This window comes from Bradyrhizobium sp. LB8.2, assembly GCF_040548035.1.
Classification (GTDB): domain Bacteria; phylum Pseudomonadota; class Alphaproteobacteria; order Rhizobiales; family Xanthobacteraceae; genus Bradyrhizobium.
This window is the reverse complement of record NZ_JBEPQV010000003.1, coordinates 352378-367220: the sequence shown is the minus strand read 5'-3', so window position 1 is coordinate 367220 and position 14843 is coordinate 352378. Positions and strand designations below refer to the sequence as shown.

Annotated in this window: 18 protein-coding genes; 4 read left to right on the top strand and 14 right to left on the bottom strand. The window is 63.2% G+C overall.

All coding sequences use genetic code 11. The annotated features are described in order from the left end of the window. Nucleotides 1-114: 114 nt before the first annotated feature. Nucleotides 115-1560: a TAXI family TRAP transporter solute-binding subunit gene (locus ABIB06_RS06210; protein ID WP_354044601.1), complete on the bottom strand. Its 1446-nt coding sequence runs from the start codon at nucleotides 1558-1560 to the stop codon at nucleotides 115-117. A gap of 404 nt (nucleotides 1561-1964) precedes the next feature. Here ABIB06_RS06210 and ABIB06_RS06205 point away from each other — a divergent pair, with 404 nt between their 5' ends. Together ABIB06_RS06205 and ABIB06_RS06200 are read left to right on the top strand one after the other, a co-directional pair. Beyond that, on the top strand, nucleotides 1965-2312 hold the full coding sequence (locus ABIB06_RS06205; RefSeq protein ID WP_247344354.1) for a DUF3307 domain-containing protein: 348 nt from the start codon (nucleotides 1965-1967) through the stop codon (nucleotides 2310-2312). A 118-nt stretch (nucleotides 2313-2430) separates the two neighbouring features. Next, nucleotides 2431-2826 (top strand): hypothetical protein, encoded by a 396-nt coding sequence (locus ABIB06_RS06200; RefSeq protein ID WP_247344007.1) that lies wholly within the window; start codon nucleotides 2431-2433, stop codon nucleotides 2824-2826. A 54-nt stretch (nucleotides 2827-2880) separates the two neighbouring features. Here ABIB06_RS06200 and ABIB06_RS06195 read toward each other — a convergent pair whose 3' ends face one another. Both ABIB06_RS06195 and ABIB06_RS06190 read right to left on the bottom strand, forming a co-directional pair. Continuing rightward, entirely contained in the window at nucleotides 2881-3204 is a 324-nt protein-coding gene (locus ABIB06_RS06195; protein WP_247344004.1) for a YkgJ family cysteine cluster protein, read from the bottom strand. A 2-nt stretch (nucleotides 3205-3206) separates the two neighbouring features. Further along, nucleotides 3207-3905, bottom strand: coding sequence for a helix-turn-helix transcriptional regulator (locus tag ABIB06_RS06190; protein ID WP_354044602.1), 699 nt, complete (start codon nucleotides 3903-3905; stop codon nucleotides 3207-3209). Nucleotides 3906-4019: 114 nt separating this feature from the next. Here ABIB06_RS06190 and ABIB06_RS06185 point away from each other — a divergent pair, with 114 nt between their 5' ends. Together ABIB06_RS06185 and ABIB06_RS06180 are read left to right on the top strand one after the other, a co-directional pair. Further along, nucleotides 4020-4325, top strand: a complete 306-nt coding sequence (locus ABIB06_RS06185) for a hypothetical protein (RefSeq protein ID WP_354044603.1) — start codon at nucleotides 4020-4022, stop codon at nucleotides 4323-4325. Nucleotides 4326-4363: 38 nt separating this feature from the next. After that, nucleotides 4364-5092 carry a glutathione S-transferase family protein gene (locus tag ABIB06_RS06180; protein WP_247343996.1) on the top strand — a complete coding sequence of 243 codons (729 nt, stop codon included), beginning with the start codon at nucleotides 4364-4366 and terminating at the stop codon, nucleotides 5090-5092. 74 nt (nucleotides 5093-5166) lie between these two features. Here ABIB06_RS06180 and ABIB06_RS06175 read toward each other — a convergent pair whose 3' ends face one another. The 11 genes from ABIB06_RS06175 to ABIB06_RS06125 form a co-directional block, all read right to left on the bottom strand. Beyond that, on the bottom strand, nucleotides 5167-6318 hold the full coding sequence (locus ABIB06_RS06175) for an ABC transporter substrate-binding protein (protein ID WP_247343993.1): 1152 nt from the start codon (nucleotides 6316-6318) through the stop codon (nucleotides 5167-5169). Between the two features lie 90 nt (nucleotides 6319-6408). Beyond that, on the bottom strand, nucleotides 6409-6828 hold the full coding sequence (locus tag ABIB06_RS06170) for an acyl-CoA thioesterase (RefSeq protein WP_354044604.1): 420 nt from the start codon (nucleotides 6826-6828) through the stop codon (nucleotides 6409-6411). A 10-nt stretch (nucleotides 6829-6838) separates the two neighbouring features. After that, nucleotides 6839-7600: an SDR family NAD(P)-dependent oxidoreductase gene (locus ABIB06_RS06165; RefSeq protein ID WP_247343988.1), complete on the bottom strand. Its 762-nt coding sequence runs from the start codon at nucleotides 7598-7600 to the stop codon at nucleotides 6839-6841. Between the two features lie 26 nt (nucleotides 7601-7626). Continuing rightward, nucleotides 7627-9510, bottom strand: a complete 1884-nt coding sequence (locus tag ABIB06_RS06160; RefSeq protein WP_354044605.1) for a feruloyl-CoA synthase — start codon at nucleotides 9508-9510, stop codon at nucleotides 7627-7629. Next, nucleotides 9507-10316, bottom strand: coding sequence for a crotonase/enoyl-CoA hydratase family protein (locus tag ABIB06_RS06155; protein ID WP_354044606.1), 810 nt, complete (start codon nucleotides 10314-10316; stop codon nucleotides 9507-9509). The genes ABIB06_RS06160 and ABIB06_RS06155 overlap by 4 nt, the downstream gene beginning before the upstream one ends. A gap of 151 nt (nucleotides 10317-10467) precedes the next feature. Continuing rightward, nucleotides 10468-10866, bottom strand: a complete 399-nt coding sequence (locus ABIB06_RS06150; RefSeq protein WP_354044607.1) for a type II toxin-antitoxin system HicB family antitoxin — start codon at nucleotides 10864-10866, stop codon at nucleotides 10468-10470. Between the two features lie 5 nt (nucleotides 10867-10871). Further along, entirely contained in the window at nucleotides 10872-11060 is a 189-nt protein-coding gene (locus ABIB06_RS06145; protein ID WP_354044608.1) for a type II toxin-antitoxin system HicA family toxin, read from the bottom strand. A gap of 44 nt (nucleotides 11061-11104) precedes the next feature. Further along, nucleotides 11105-11566 (bottom strand): DUF3237 domain-containing protein, encoded by a 462-nt coding sequence (locus ABIB06_RS06140; protein WP_354044609.1) that lies wholly within the window; start codon nucleotides 11564-11566, stop codon nucleotides 11105-11107. Nucleotides 11567-11577: 11 nt separating this feature from the next. Continuing rightward, entirely contained in the window at nucleotides 11578-12897 is a 1320-nt protein-coding gene (locus ABIB06_RS06135; protein WP_247343970.1) for a TRAP transporter large permease, read from the bottom strand. Nucleotides 12898-12899: 2 nt separating this feature from the next. Beyond that, nucleotides 12900-13409, bottom strand: coding sequence for a TRAP transporter small permease (locus ABIB06_RS06130; protein WP_007599673.1), 510 nt, complete (start codon nucleotides 13407-13409; stop codon nucleotides 12900-12902). Between the two features lie 205 nt (nucleotides 13410-13614). Continuing rightward, nucleotides 13615-14631, bottom strand: a complete 1017-nt coding sequence (locus tag ABIB06_RS06125) for a TRAP transporter substrate-binding protein (RefSeq protein ID WP_247343965.1) — start codon at nucleotides 14629-14631, stop codon at nucleotides 13615-13617. Between the last annotated feature and the right edge of the window lie 212 nt (nucleotides 14632-14843).

The following is a 14843-nucleotide window of genomic DNA, read 5'->3' as shown; positions in this document are numbered from 1 at the left end:
TCTCCGGTTGTATCCGGAAGGCAACGGTTGCGGAGGCAAGACGGTTCCCGAACTCGGCCTGGTCGCTTGCGGAAATGCCGGCAAGGCGCCACCGCAAGACCTCAAATCGATAGGTCAGGCACTCTGAGCAGTCTTCACCACCACGATATTGCTCTCGTCGTGCTGGGGAGGGGCCACATCCTGAGTGGCCTTCTCGCCCTCGCCGGCATGGCGCTTGAGGTAGTCGCGACGCATGCCGATCTCGTCGCGGACGAATTCGTAGCCGAGCTTGAAGGTGTCGAGCCCGTCGGTGCTGATCGTACCGTCCCGCAAGCCGATCACCGCGCCGCGCAAGATGCCTTCCAGCTCGTCCTGGAGACATTCGAGCTGGTCCAGCGAATGGGCGTGCTCGATCCGCTCGCCGATGTCGAGGATGGCGGTGGAGAGTTCGCTGGCCTTCTCCGGTGCGATCCGGGTGATCTTGGCGTAGATCGCGGCGAAGATCGAGCCGATGACGCTGAGCGCGGCAGCGCCCAGATACATCAGGTCGCTGTACTTATCCATGAACGACTTGGTGTCGTCGTTGATGTAGTCGGCTGCGCCTTGATGCGCCATCACGAAGGCGTCCTTCTCGACGGAGGCGGGCTCGATTCGGCTGGCAAAGCCGCTGTCGAGCCCGAGCGCGGACTTGTTCTCGTAGACGGTGCGCGCCAGCTCGCCCGCGGCGGCCGCCGACATCTTTGATTGCGTCACCAGCAGCCATTCGAGCCCGATCGTGTCGAGATCGTCGTCGGGAATTTCCGGCGATGCAGACAGCGTGCCCGCCGTCAGCGTCTCGCTGGAAATGCCGGGAATCTTGCGCGCCAGCGCCTTCGCCTCGTCAATCGCGTTCAGTGTGAAGCCGCCGCGCTTGGCGACCTGCTCATAGGCCTTGTCCCGCACCGCCTTCGAGGCGTGGACGATAGCGACGACCGCACCAAAGCCGCTTGCGGGGGCGAACAGCTTGTCGAGCGTTGCGCCCTGCGGCGCCATCTGGATCTTCGCCGCGTCCGGACCATCGGGAATGTCGAGGATGCCGCGGACGAAGGCGAGCGAGGCTTCGTTGTCGGCGAGGACGGCGACCTTCTTCTTCTTCAACTCGGCGAGCGACTTGATCTTCTTGTTGCCGGGCCCGAGCAGCAGCACGAGATCGTGCTCGAGGATCGCGAGCGTGCGTGCCCGCAGCGGCACCTTGGCGTCGGTCCGCAGCACAACAAGGTCGGCCTGCTTGCGGTCGAACTGGGCGATCGCCTTGGCGTTGTCGGCGTTGTTGACGATCTTGATCCGGAAGCGCGAGGTGTTGTTCTTCAGGACAGCGGCAAGCTTGGCCGCGAACAGCGCCTCGTTGCTGTTGGGGGCGCCGACGGCAAAGATCAGCGTCTCCGAATTGTGCACCAGCGCGCGGCCGCCCCAGACGGTGGCAAGCGACAACAGCAGGGTCAGCACGACGTAGAGGAAGACCTGCTGCTGATTGGTCTTGATCACCTTGGGTCGCCGGGGCGGCGGCTCGATCGGCGACGAGGTAGGGCCCTCAGTACTCATGGCAGCACTCTGGCCTTATTCTTCCAACGGCGGCCGGCTCGCGGAAGTGGATCGCTGCGGACGCCCCGTAATTCGTAAACGTCTGAAAAAAGGAACGATATTCTACTGACAATGATAGCGCGCAGGTCACGGAATGCAAATTTCGAGCCGAAGGTAACCTTACTCAACTCGGCCGCGGCCATTGGTCATCCTATCACCAGTTTGCCACAGTTGGCGATTTTCCGGTTCCCCCGGCTGCATTCCGCCGCGGGAGATGTCATAAATCGCAAGTCCCGGCGATTTGACCGGTCCAGGAAGAGGTTGCGCTGAACGCTCCAATTCTTCTTCTCACGTCAATGAGGGCGTCAGCTTTGTCGTTTCCACCCCTGTCATCGGCGGTTCCGGTCGAAGCGCTCATTGGCTGGATGTTGCTGCTCACCTTCAAGCACATCATCGCCGATTTCGTTCTGCAGACCGCCTGGATGGCGCAAGGCAAGGACCAGAAGCACGGCTGGGCCCTGCCGCTCCTGGTGCATTGCCTGATTCACCTTGCGGTTGCGCTACCGCTGATCCTGATCGTGGCGCCGAAATTCTGGTTTGTGGCGTTGATCGACTTCGTGATCCACATCACGATCGACCGCGCCAAGGGCCTCGTCTCGGCCAATTTCGGTGTCGACCTTGCGCATCCCTGGTTCTGGACCCTGATCGGTGTCGACCAGGCCCTGCACCATTTGACCGGCTTCGGCCTGTCGATCTTCATGGCGGCGAACTGAGGCCGGCGGCCCTCTGATACGCGGTCAGGGCGCAAGGACCCCGGGTGACTACCGGGCAGCGTGGTTAACCTTTCATTAGAGAATTGCACTGCATCTTCCCCCACGAGGGAGAACTGCAATGTTTTCAAGCCGCGACGCCTTTGAAAGCGATTTCTGCCCGGTCCGCGACGAACTCCTTGGCGAGATGTATCGCGCCAATGCGAGCGGTCTGCCGAGGCTGGTTGAGACTGTTACCCCTGAGGTCCGCGCCATGCTGGCCTTGTTCTGCTATCGCCGCAGCCATCTGCATTCGCTGGCAGTCGCGATCGCAGGCAGCTGCAATGAGCGCGACCTGATCGAGAGCGGCGGCCGCGTCGGCTCGACGCTCTACGCGCTGGCGCGCGAAGGCGCGGCGAAATCCTCGCCGTCGTCGGGTGGCCGCAAGCCGATCACGCTGTCGACCAAGCCGCTCTCGGTGCTCGCACCGCTGGACGACGAGATCGACGACGAGATCAGCGAAGCCGTTCCAGCCTAAGCCTCATTTGCTAGCGCATGATCTTGACGGAAAACCGCTGCACACTTTTCCGGATCATGCGTTCGCGATAATAGGCAGCCCGAATTTCCGCCGCGCCATCGCGCATTCGGCGTCGCCCGGCATGCATGTGCGGCACACCTCCGGCCGTACCTGGTAGATGCCGCATGCGGTCTGCTTTCCGATTTCTCCCTGCAACGCCGAACAGCGATCGCCCTCGCAGCGCATGCCGGACTGGCGGTCGTTGACCAGCGTTTCGGGAATCGCGGCAAGCTCCTCGTCGCTCTCGATCGAGAAGCGCGGCCAGTTCGCCGAATAGCCGCAGCAGGCGCCGCAACTCTGACAGCAGTTCGACAGGTCGATGGGGGAGTTCTCGTCCATCGTCACGTGTCCTTTGGCGGGCCCCAGACCAGGCTCTGCCGCCATTTCGCGCGCAGCACGTCGCGCCGCTCCGGATATCTCTCGTCGAGATAGCTCGCATCCACCACGCGGTCGGTGCGGAAGCTGCGGAAGTCGCTGCGTAGCTCGCACCAAGCCGCGAGCAGGCGCACGGCTTCGAGATAGCCGACCGAAATTGGCCAGATCATGCGCTCGCTGGCGCGGCCCTGCTCGTCACGATAGCGCAGCATGATCTTCCTGCCTTCGTGGATCTGGGTGCGCGTGCGCACCATGTCCAGGCGGTCCGGCTCCCTGTTCCAGCTCGGCCGTGCGCGGCTTGCCGGCTCCAGCACGAAGGGACGCAGGCGCTCAGGGACGGTGTCGGCGATCTTGGCCATCAAATCTTCAGCCGCGCGCGCCAGCGCGGGATCGGCATGGCCGGCGACCCATTGCGCGCCCAGTACCGCCGCCTCGATCTCCTCGGGTGTCAGCATCAAAGGCGGGAGGTCAAAACCCTTTTCCAGGATGTAGCCCATGCCGGCTTCTCCGCGGATCGGCACGCGCTGGCCGATCAGCGTCGCGATATCGCGATAGATCGTGCGCTTCGAGGTCTCGAGCTCGGACGCGATGGCGTCCGCAGTCAGCGGCTTACGCGTGCGCCTCAGCACCTGGATGATTTGAAACAGCCGGTCGGCGCGTCTCATGAGGGGTCTCTTGTCGCTTGTTTTTTTCAGAAGGCGGCGCGCGGCTGCTGACAGGATGTTGGCAGCAGGGGAGTTCTATACCGGGACAACACTTCGACTGAAGAGGATTTGTCCATGATCATTCCAACCCATTTCGGCCCAGCCGGTGCGCTGTGGCGGACCCAGCCTTCGCAGGCCCGGCCCTGGAGCGTCCAGCCTTGGCAAATCCGAGCCTGGTACGCATGGGCGTCCAGCCGCCTTGTATCGCTTGATCTCATGGTCATCGATCTCCGCCTTGCGCTCGCGACCGTGGCGGCTCGCTCGTTGGTCCAGGCTGCGGACGCGCTGGTCCGTCATGTCATGGCCCGCGCCTGGCGAGGAGCCCGTTTCGCAGAAGATATCACGGCTGCTGCCACCATGGTGGCAGCAGCCGGCGGTTAAGTTCCCTCAACTCTTTCGGTCGCTTCAGGAGAGCCTTCATGATCACGCTTTACGGCTTTGGCACCGGCTTCGGCCTGCCGGAAATCAGCCCCTTCGTCACCAAGACGGAGGTGCAGCTCAAGATGGCGGGACTGCCCTACCGGAAGGAGCGGGCGATGCCGCCCGCCTCTCCCAAGGGGCAGCTGCCTTTCATCGACGATGGCGGCGAGGCGGTGGCGGATTCCACCTTCATCCGCGCCCATATCGAGCGCCGCTATGGCTTCGATTTCGACGCCGGCCTGTCGCTTGCCGAGCGCGCACAGGCCTGGGCATTCGAGCGCATGATCGAGCATCACGTTTATTTTGCGCTGGTCGGGGCGCGCTGGGTCGATCCGGTCAACTTCGCCAAGGGGCCTGCGCATTTCTTCGACGGCGCGCCGGAGCACGCTCGCGAGAAGCTACGCGAGGACGCGCAATTCCGTGTCGCCGAGAACTATCTGCTCTCCGGCCTCGGCCGCCACGCGCCCGATGAGGACGTCGATCTCGCCGTGCGCTCGCTGTTTGCGCTCTCGGTGCAGCTCGGCGACAAGTCCTATCTGATGGGCAACAAGCCCAGCGGCGTCGATGCCACTGCCTTCGGCGCGCTGGCCGGCATCCTGACGCCGTTCTTCGAATCCGGACTGCGCCGTCGCGCCGAAGGATTTCCGAATCTCACCGCCTATGTTGACCGGATGATGGACAATTACTATCCGGAATTCGCCTGGACCCCGCTGCGTCAGGCGGCCTGAGGCCGCTCAAGAATCGCAAATGAAAAGAGCCGGCCCATCGGGCCGGTTCTCGTTGTCTCGAAACTATCGTCGCGCTACTTCACCAGCGTGTACTTGCCGTTCTTCACCGTCAGCAGGATGCGCGAGCGGTCGTCGAGGCCGTAGCGGTCCTTTTCGGTGAAATTGTAGACGCCCTGGCTTGCAGCAATTTCCTTCTCCGACAGCAGTGCCTGGCGGATTGCTTCGCGGAATTCCGGCGTGCCGGGCTTGGCCGTCTTCAGCGCCGTTGGAATCACGCGCTTCAGGATCTCGAAGGCATCGTAGGAGTGGCCGGCGAACTGGCTGCGGCTGTTCGGGCCGTACTTGCCTTCGTAGGCCGAGTTGAGCGCCAGGCCCGGCTTCTTGGTCGCGGCTTCATCCGGCTGATCTTCCGGGTCCATCACCGGGCCCGAAGCCATCAGCACGCCTTCCGCGGCCTTGCCCGCGATGCGGATGAAATCCATGCTGGCCGCGCCGTGGGTCTGGTAGATCAGGCCCTGATAGCCGCGCTCGCGCAGCTCGGTCTGCGGCAGTGCGGCCGCGGTGCCGGAGGCGCCGACCAGGATCGCGTCGGGATTGGCGGCGACGAGCTTCAGCACCTGTCCGGTCACCGAGGTGTCGGGCCGCGCAAAGCGCTCTTCGTCCGCGAGGGTCATGCCCATCGGCACGCCCTGGGCCTTGAAGTCGTTGAACCAGAGGTCGCCGTAGGAGTCGGAATAGCCGATATAGCCGACCGTCTTCACGCCCTTCGACTTCATATGCTGGTAGAGCACCTTGCCCATGATCGGAATCGGCTGCGGCATCGCCACCGACCACTTCATGCGCTCTGGTGTGATCGGGAACGGTGCGAGGCCGAAATGCGGGATGCCGGCTTCGTTGGCGACGTTGGAGACCGCGATGGTCGGCGGCGTCAGCGCCGAGCCCATGATGATGTCGGCCTTGGATTCCGTGACGAAGCGGCGGGCGTTGGTGGTCGCGGTGGTGGGATCGCCGCCGTCGTCGAGCACGATCACCTTCAGCGGCACCCCGCCGATTTCCTTCGGCACGAACTCCAGCGCGTTGCGTTCGGGAATGCCCAGCGCCGCGCCCGGGCCGGTGGTGGTCGTGGTGATGCCGATGGTGATTTCGGTGGTCTGGGCCAGTGCGGGCAGGGCCGGCAGCGCAAGCGCGGCCGCGGTGACGGCAGCGGTCAGGTAAAAGCGTTTCATCTATTCCTCCCTTTATGTGTTTCTTTGAAAGCAGAAATCGGGGGGTAATTCAGCCCCCTCTTTGGGTGATGTGGCGATTTAGCTCCCGACCTAACTCCCCGTGAATTTGGCTACCATTTCCGCAGGGAACGGTGCCGATTTCAGTTTGTCGGGGTTAACGGGGTAGCGGCCGACCAGGACACGGGTCTCAAAGCCCTCGATCGCCAGCGCCTCGCCCTTGTAGACGCTGTGCTTCACCTCGAAGCTCGAGCGCTTGATGCTCTCGATCTTCGTTTCGATGGTGATCCAGTCGCCATAAGTGGATGGAATGTAGAACTTGGCGCGCGTGTCGACCATGGGAATGCCCACCAGGCCGTATTTTTTGACCAAATCCTGCTTGGAGAAGCCGGCGACCTCGAACAGGGTCGACGTCGAATCGTCGAACATCGCGAAATAGCGCGGGTAATAGACGATGTTGGCGGGGTCGCAGTCACCCCACTGGATCTGTACGTCGCGCCGGTTCACGAACATATGTCGTGCCCTATTTCGGCGCCATGCGCAGCGAGCCGTCGAGGCGCACCACTTCGCCGTTCAGGTAGGAATTCTCGACCATGTGCAGGGCGAGTGCCGCGAACTCGTCGGCGTGGCCGAGCCGGCGCGGGAAGGGGATCGCGGCGGCGAGTGAGTCCTGGGCTTCCTGCGGCAGGTTGGCGAGCAGCGGGGTCAGGAACAGGCCGGGCGCAATCGTCAGCACGCGGACGCCGAACTGCGCCATCTCGCGCGCGATCGGCAGCGTCATACCGACGATGCCGCCCTTCGAGGCCGAATAGGCCGATTGCCCGATCTGGCCGTCATAGGCCGCAACGGACGCCGTGTTGATGATGACGCCGCGCTCGCCGGTTGCCTGCGGCTCGAGCTTGGACATTTCGGTTGCGGCAAGACGCAGCATGTTGAAGGTGCCGATCAGGTTGACCTTGATCACCTTGTCGAAATCGGCGAGCGCCATCGGGCCGTCGCGGCCGACGACGCGCTTGGCAACGCCGATGCCGGCGCAATTGACCAGCACGCGCGCGGGTCCATGGGCCTTGGTCGCCTGCGCGATCGCAGCTTCCGCGGAGGCGGCATCAGAGACGTCGCAAGCCACGGCCACGCCCTTGATCTCGGCGGCAACAGTCTCGGCGAGCTTGGCATTAAGATCGAACACCGCGACCTTGGCGCCCTGCGCAGCCAGCTTTCGCGCGGTCGCAGCGCCAAGTCCCGACGCGCCGCCGGTGACGATGACAGCCTGATCCTTCAACAACATGGCGTTCTCCCTGTAGCGATGATTTCTTAGCCGACCGATATCACACGGTCCGATGGATTGGCAGCGTAGAGCTCTTCGATCAGGAGGCTGCGATGCTCGAGCACCGCGCGCTGGTTGATCGAGCCCTTGTCGGTGACTTCGCCCTTGTCGATCGAGAGTGGCGTGTCCATGAGGATCGCGCGCGTGATCCGCGTCGAGGAGCCGGTGGCTTCGCCGAGAAAACGGGTCAGCCGTTCGCGGAGAGCCTCGCGCACCAGCCGGTCGCGGGTCGCGACGACGAGATCGTCGACCGGCAGCGTCGGGTTGATCAGCCGGCAGCCGTCGAGATCGAGCACGACCAGTGCGGAGACCTCGTCGCGGTTGATGCCGGCGATGATGACGTCGCGCACCAGCGGCGCACAGGCCGCAACGAAGCGCGCGCGCAAGGGGCCGACGCTGACCCAGGTGCCGCTGCCAAGCTTGAAATCCTCTCCGATGCGGCCGTCGAAATCGAAGCCGGCATTGAAATCATCGGGATCGACAGGCTTGAGCGCATCGCCGAGCTTGTAGAAGCCCTCTTCATCGAACGATTTTGCGGTGATGTCGGGCTGGCGCCAGTAGCCGGGCATCACATTCGGCCCCCTACAACGAACTTCCATCTTGCCGTTGTTCGGCACCAGCTTGGCGTCGTTGCCAGATACGGGAAGCCCGACATGGCCGGAGCGGCTGGTGCGCGGGTTGACCGACATGAAGAACGGCGCGGTCTCGGTGGCACCCAAGCCGGTCAGCATCGGCACGCGGTAGCCTTTTTCCTTCACGGCGAGCTCGTCCAGGCTGTTCCAGACGAACGGCGACAGCGCCGCGCCCGAGAAGAACATCGCATGCAGACGGTCGAAGAATTTTGCGCGCAGGCCCTGGTCGTCGCGCAGATAAGGCAGCAGCGACTCATAGCCCTTGGGGACGTTGAAATAGACCGTTGGCGATATCTCCTGGAGATTGCGCACGGTTTCCTCAATGCCTCCGGGCACCGGCTTGCCGGCGTCGAGATACATCGAGCCGCCATTGTAGAGCGTCAGTCCGATATTGTGGTTGCCGCCAAAAGTGTGATTCCAGGGCAGCCAGTCGATGATGACGGGCGGCTCGTCCTTGAGGAAGGCGAGCGTCTCGCGCAGCATCACCTGGTTGGCGCAGATCATGCGCTGGGTGTTGATGACCGCCTTGGGGTTGCCGGTCGAGCCCGAGGTCAGCAGGAATTTCGCGATGGTGTCGGGGCCGATCTTGCCGTGGACCTTGTCCAGATCGGCGCGGATCGGCGTTGCCATGAGATCGGCGAGCAAGGTGACGTCGCGGCCCGGGACGTGACCGTAAGACGCGGCGATTTCGGTGCCGAGCGAGACATTGGCGGCGAGCGCGTCGGCGAATTTGTCGGCGTCTTCGGCGAAGACGAGGCCGGGCGTCAGCAGCTTCATCAAATAGGACAGCTTGCCGTAATCCTTCGACACCAGCGAATAGGCTGGCGACACCGGGCAGAACGGAATGCCGGCATAGAACGCGCCGAACGCGAGCAATGCGTGGTCGATCGAATTGCCGGAGAGGATGACGACCGGCCGCTCCGCCGACAGGCCGCGCGCAATCAGGCCTGAGGCGATGTGCCGGCTCGCGGCGAGTAACTCGGCGTAGCTGATCTTGCGCCAGCCGCGGCCGCCTTCGCGCTCGGCCATGAAGACGCGGTCGGGTGTGGTCGTCGCCCAATGATGCAGGCGGTCGGTGATACGAACCGGATAGTCGCCGAGCGGCTGTGTTGGCCGCAGATAAATCGTGCCGTCGTCGCGCCGCTCGATGTTGACGACGGGATCGCCGAACGAAATGGGCCGCAGCGGGGAAGTGCTCGCGCCGCGCTCCATGCTGGAAGAGGACGGCTGCGCACTCATGATTTCGGCTTCACCTTTGCGGTCTTGTGTTCGAGGAATTCGCGGATCCTGCGTTTTGCCTCTTTGTCGCTCTGCGCCACCGTTGCCATCAGCGACTCCATCAGGAGACCGGCCTGCGGATTGGCTTCCGCGATCATCGGCAGTGCCTGCAGTACGGCGAAATTCGTCAGCGGCGCGTTGGAGGCGACCTTGGTCGCAAGCTCCAGCGCCTTGCCGAGGCCGTTGCCGGCTTCCGTGACATATTGCGCAAAGCCGTAGGAGGCGCCTTCGGTCGCGGTATAGACGCGCCCCGTCAGCATCATGTCCATCATCCTGGCGACGCCGATCAGCCGCGGCAGCCGCACGGAGCCGCCGCCGCCGACGAAGATGCCGCGCTGCCCCTCCGGCAGGGCGAAATAGGTCGAGGGCTCGGCGACGCGAATATGCGCCGCACAGGCGAGCTCCAGCCCGCCGCCGATCACCGCGCCCCTGAGCGCCGCGATCACGGGCACGCGGCTGTACTGAATGCGGTCGAACACCCGGTGCCACATCTGCGAATGCAGCAGGCCGCCGGTCGCGTCATGGTCGGTCAGCTCGGAGAGATCGAGCCCGGAGGAGAAATGGTCGCCGATGCCGTGGATGACGACCGCGCCGATATCCTCGGGCAGGGACGCAAAACACTCGCCGATTTCCAGGATGATGCCGTCGTTGAGCGCATTGCGCTTGGCCGGCCGGTTCAGGCCGACGGTCAAAACCCGGTCCGCCCGCTCGATCCTCAATAGTCCGGGGGCGCCCGCGTCAGCGGTCTCGGCGTTTCCCTGTGTCATTTGCGTCCTTGTCAGAATAGTTATGTTCTATAACGAATTCGGGAGGAGTCAATACGGGAAGCTCTCCCCAAGGGCTGTGTGAAAGCTCCTTCGGGCTCGGACGAATGCCAGGCAATCGGGCGCCTTATAGGGGGCGAGGTTCAGAAGCGTCTCAGGCCGCTTCAGTCATCAGCTTCTTCGCGGCCTGAGCAAGCAGGCCCGATCGCGTATAGCCGTGGGCCTCGGCATACTTGTCGATCTGCTCCAGGACATCTCCGGGCAGAGTGACATTGACGCGCACGACCTTTGGCTGGTCATCCTTCACCGACACCAGAATGGCGACACCGGAGCGGTTCTCGGGATCCGACATGATGTCTTCGAGCAACGAAGGCTCGGGAATAGCCACTCCGTCCTCCACCATGCCCTCGAGGTGAAACGCCAGCGCTTCCTCGGCCATGTCGCGCGCCTCGTCGAGCGTGGTCCCCGCAGTCACGACGCCGGGCAGGTCCGGAAACGACACGCCGAAATCGCTGTCGGCATCCTTATGGATAAGACCAATGTAGTGACGCATGGCGCTTACCTCAGCTTCAGTCCTGATTGCTGTTCAATACTCTTCAACGTTCCGAGCGCGATGTCTCGCTTCGGATGAGGGGCCGTGACGCGGCCCTTTTTCGACGGATGTCTGAACTGGACGTGGCTGCCCTTTTGAGCCGCCTGCACCCACCCATTCTTGTGAAGGGCCGAGATAATGTCTCGACTATTCATGGTGTGTATTTATACACACTAAACAGGCGGCGGTCAACGTTGGCTTACATCACCTGATGCACGTCGATCACGACGCGATCCGCATGCCGTGCCGCTGAACCCACAAAAATGTGCTCCATCAGCCAGCGGTAGCTCTCATGCCCCGTCTCGAATTTCGGCACGGTGCGGAAATAGATCAGTTTTGGATCGACCGGTTCGCCGCGCTTGAGCTTTTGCAACAGCTCGACCGGGCCGAAGCGCATGCCCTTGTTCTCGACATAGACGATGGCGCCGTCGTCGGTTTCGAAGGCGTACTTCGCTTCGAGATCAATCAGCTCATTCGGGCGGATGGTCTGGAAGTCCGCACCGAACGGCAACACGCGACCGGTGACCGCGCCCGTCACCTCGCCGCCGAGGATCGGGATGATGCGGCGAACGCCGATGCCGGTCTCGCCGGCGGTGACGACGTCGCCGATTTTTGCGGTGATGGTGAAAACGTATTTGGTTTCCAGCGCCGGTGTGGTCATCGCTTTGCCTTTCAATGCGCCATCATCCGCGTCGGCAGCCATGTCGCCAGCAGCGGGAACGCGATCAGGATCACCAGGCGCACGAGGTCTGTCGCCACGAACGGGATCACGCCTTTGAAGATGGTGGAGAAGGAGACGTCCTTCACCACGCTTTTGATGACAAAGACGTTCATGCCCACCGGGGGATGGATCAGGCCGAGCTCGACGGTCATCACGATGATGACGCCGAACCAGATCGGGTCGAAACCGAGATGCATGATCACGGGGAAGATGATCGGCACGGTGAGGATGATCATCGCCATGGCGTCCATCAGGCAGCCGAGCACGAGATACATCACCATGATCAGCGCCAGCACGCCGTAGGGGCCGAGGCCGAGGCCGGTGAGGAATTCCGTCACCTTCTGCGGGGTCTGCGTTACCGTGAGGAAATAACCGAAGATCAAGGCGCCGATCAGCACGGTGAACACCGCGGCCGCCGTGCGGGTGGCCTGGAGCAGCGACGCCAAAATCTTCTCGCGGTCGAGGCGGCCGGTCGCCACGCCGATGATGAAGGCGCCGGCAGCGCCGACGCCGCCGGCTTCGGTCGGGGTGAAGCGCGGCAAATAGGGCAGGCCGTAGAGGCCGCCGATCACGAACACGAACAGCAGCACCGGCGCCCAGATGTCCTTCAGGCCGGCAAAGCGCTCGCGCCACGGCAGCACCTTGCCCTTGGGCAGGAAGTCGGGCCGGAAATACCCGATCAGAAAGATCGTGATCATGTACATGGTCATCGCCAGGATGCCCGGGATGATGCCGGCGATGAAGAGTTTCCCGATGTCCTGCTCGGTGATGATGCCGTAGACCGCGAGCACAGTGGAGGGCGGCAGCATCGCGCCCAGCGTGCCGCCGGCCGCGATCACGCCGGTAGCAAAGGACTGCGGATAGCCGAAGCGGCGCATCTCCGGGTAGGCGACGGCGGAGAAGGTCGCGGCGGTCGCGACCGACGAGCCGCAGATCGCGGCAAAACCGCCGCAGGCGCCGACGGTGGCGATGCCGAGCCCGCCGCGCAGATGCCCGACAAAACCGTTGGCGGCGCGGAACAGCTCGCGGCTCATGCCGGAATTGCTGACGAAGGAACCCATCAGCAAAAACATCGGGATGACGCCGAAGGTGTAGTCGGTGACCGTGCGCATCGAGGTCTGGCCGACCAGTTTCAGCGCCGGCGTGGCGCCGACGAGATAGGTGAAGCCGGAGACGCCGACGAGGCCCATGGCCATGCCGACGGGCACGCGCAGCAGCATCAGTGCGAAAAGGGAAACAAAGCCGATAACGGCGACGGCATCGGTGCTCATGATTATTCCGTCGCCTTCAGCTTGGGGTCGTGCATCTCTTCGGGATGGAAGATCAGCCGGTAAGTGCGGATCGCGATCAGCAGCACGGCCGAGACGTCGCCGATCCAGGCGATCGCGAAGAACGGCCAGGTCGGCATGTGCATGTCGAAGGTCTGGACGTTGTCGTTGTAGGTGCCGCGGACCTTGTCGAACAGCGTCCAGGTCTGCACCGTGACGACGAACAGCAGCACCAGGGTTGCGAACACGTCGATCCAGCGCTGGTAGCGCGGTCCGACATTGCCCCAGACCAAATCGACCGTGATGTGGGTGCCGCGATAGGATGTCGCCGCGATGCCCCAGAAGATGAGGATGCCGAGCAGCATGCGGCCGATGTCGAAACTGTCGGGAATCGCATAGTTGAGCGTGTTGCGCAGCAGCACCGACAGGAAGATGTCGAGCGCGACGATGCCGACGAAGGCCGCTGCGATCCATTCGATCGAATCGATAACGCGATCCATCCAGCTGCGCTTCATGGGGTGGTCCTGTTCAAAAGCTTGACGAGTTCGAGGTGCGCCCGCGATCAAGCTGCGCTCCCTCTCCCGCTTGCGGGGGAGGGTCGGGGTGGGGGTCTCTCCGCAGGCGATAATCCCGATGTGGAGAGAGCCCCCACCCGGCGCTTCGCGCCGACCTCCCCCGCAAGCGGGAGAGGTACAGGGAGTGCGCAGCCGCAGCCCAGCTTCACTCCGCCAGCGCGTTGTACTTCTTCAGCGATGCCTTCAGATCCGCGAGCGCAGCATCCGGATCGGCGCCGGCTTTCTTCGCGCCGTCGGACCAGGTCTTGACCAGCGGCTCGGCGGCCTTCTTCCAAGCGGCGGTCTGCTCGGGTGTCAGCTTGTAGACCTCGTGACCGGATTCCGCCTTGACCTTGTCGATGCCGGCATCCTCGAACTTGCCCCAGTGCTCGCCGACCACGCCTGCCATCTCGATCGTGCAATTCTTGTCGATCGCGGCCTTCTGCTTGTCGGACATCGCATTGTACTTGTCCTTGTTCATCACGAACACGAAGGTCGTGGTGTAGAGCGGCGCCTCCATGTCGTACTTGGTCACCTTGTCGATGCCGAACAGCACCAGCGAGCCCCAGGGGAAGGTGACGCCGTCGGCGACGCCGCGCTCGATGATGTCGCGCACTTCGGGCGCGGAGGACTGCACGTTGGTGCCGCCGAGCGAGGTGACGAAGTTCGCCATGGTGGCGTGGGCCGGGCGGATCTTCAGGCCCTTCACGTCCTCCGGCATCACGATCTTCTTGGTGCGGGAGTGGAAGGAGGAGGGCGAGTGGACGAAAGCGAGACAGTACTTGACGTCCTTCATCTCCTTCTCGGCGTATTTGCGATACCAGGCGTCGAGCCCCATCGAGCCGCCTTTGGCATCCGAGATCAGGAACGGCAGTTCGCCGGCCCCGATGATCGGGAAGCGGCCGGGCTGGTAGCCGGGATTGACGTAGGTGACGTCGGCGATGCCGTCGCGGGCCATATCGTAATGGTCGAACGCCTTGCCCATCTGCTGGGCCGGAAACACCTTGCCCTTGATGGTGCCGCCGGAATCCTTCTCGACCGCAGCGGCCCAATCCTCCAGCGATTTCTGCAGCGGGTGCGAGGCCGGCACCCAGTGCGAGATCTTCAGGTCGAAGGTCTTGTCCTGCGCGAGCGCAGGGCTCACGCTTGCTGCCAGCAGCAACGCCAGACAGGCTTTCCTCATCACGTGTCTCTCCCTCTTGTGACGGCGGGCTTCGATGGCCCGGTCTCGTTAATTAACATGTTATCTAATTAGCCGGCGCATTCAAGCCGGAACTGGCGCGGCGTGCCGCCGCGCACTCCCCTTTTGCCCAACCGTTATATGATATAATTATCGTGCGCGGACGGCTGCGACAAGCGAGCCGCGACGAAAACCTACAGGATCGGGAGGAGCAA

Coding starts and splice junctions, on each gene's coding strand:
- ABIB06_RS06210 (WP_354044601.1), bottom strand. CDS start 1,560: ATGAGTACTGAGGGCCCTACCTCGTCGCCGATCGAGCCGCCGCCCCGG.
- ABIB06_RS06205 (WP_247344354.1), top strand. CDS start 1,965: ATGTTGCTGCTCACCTTCAAGCACATCATCGCCGATTTCGTTCTGCAG.
- ABIB06_RS06200 (WP_247344007.1), top strand. CDS start 2,431: ATGTTTTCAAGCCGCGACGCCTTTGAAAGCGATTTCTGCCCGGTCCGC.
- ABIB06_RS06195 (WP_247344004.1), bottom strand. CDS start 3,204: ATGGACGAGAACTCCCCCATCGACCTGTCGAACTGCTGTCAGAGTTGC.
- ABIB06_RS06190 (WP_354044602.1), bottom strand. CDS start 3,905: ATGAGACGCGCCGACCGGCTGTTTCAAATCATCCAGGTGCTGAGGCGC.
- ABIB06_RS06185 (WP_354044603.1), top strand. CDS start 4,020: ATGATCATTCCAACCCATTTCGGCCCAGCCGGTGCGCTGTGGCGGACC.
- ABIB06_RS06180 (WP_247343996.1), top strand. CDS start 4,364: ATGATCACGCTTTACGGCTTTGGCACCGGCTTCGGCCTGCCGGAAATC.
- ABIB06_RS06175 (WP_247343993.1), bottom strand. CDS start 6,318: ATGAAACGCTTTTACCTGACCGCTGCCGTCACCGCGGCCGCGCTTGCG.
- ABIB06_RS06170 (WP_354044604.1), bottom strand. CDS start 6,828: ATGTTCGTGAACCGGCGCGACGTACAGATCCAGTGGGGTGACTGCGAC.
- ABIB06_RS06165 (WP_247343988.1), bottom strand. CDS start 7,600: ATGTTGTTGAAGGATCAGGCTGTCATCGTCACCGGCGGCGCGTCGGGA.
- ABIB06_RS06160 (WP_354044605.1), bottom strand. CDS start 9,510: ATGAGTGCGCAGCCGTCCTCTTCCAGCATGGAGCGCGGCGCGAGCACT.
- ABIB06_RS06155 (WP_354044606.1), bottom strand. CDS start 10,316: ATGACACAGGGAAACGCCGAGACCGCTGACGCGGGCGCCCCCGGACTA.
- ABIB06_RS06150 (WP_354044607.1), bottom strand. CDS start 10,866: ATGCGTCACTACATTGGTCTTATCCATAAGGATGCCGACAGCGATTTC.
- ABIB06_RS06145 (WP_354044608.1), bottom strand. CDS start 11,060: ATGAATAGTCGAGACATTATCTCGGCCCTTCACAAGAATGGGTGGGTG.
- ABIB06_RS06140 (WP_354044609.1), bottom strand. CDS start 11,566: ATGACCACACCGGCGCTGGAAACCAAATACGTTTTCACCATCACCGCA.
- ABIB06_RS06135 (WP_247343970.1), bottom strand. CDS start 12,897: ATGAGCACCGATGCCGTCGCCGTTATCGGCTTTGTTTCCCTTTTCGCA.
- ABIB06_RS06130 (WP_007599673.1), bottom strand. CDS start 13,409: ATGAAGCGCAGCTGGATGGATCGCGTTATCGATTCGATCGAATGGATC.
- ABIB06_RS06125 (WP_247343965.1), bottom strand. CDS start 14,631: ATGAGGAAAGCCTGTCTGGCGTTGCTGCTGGCAGCAAGCGTGAGCCCT.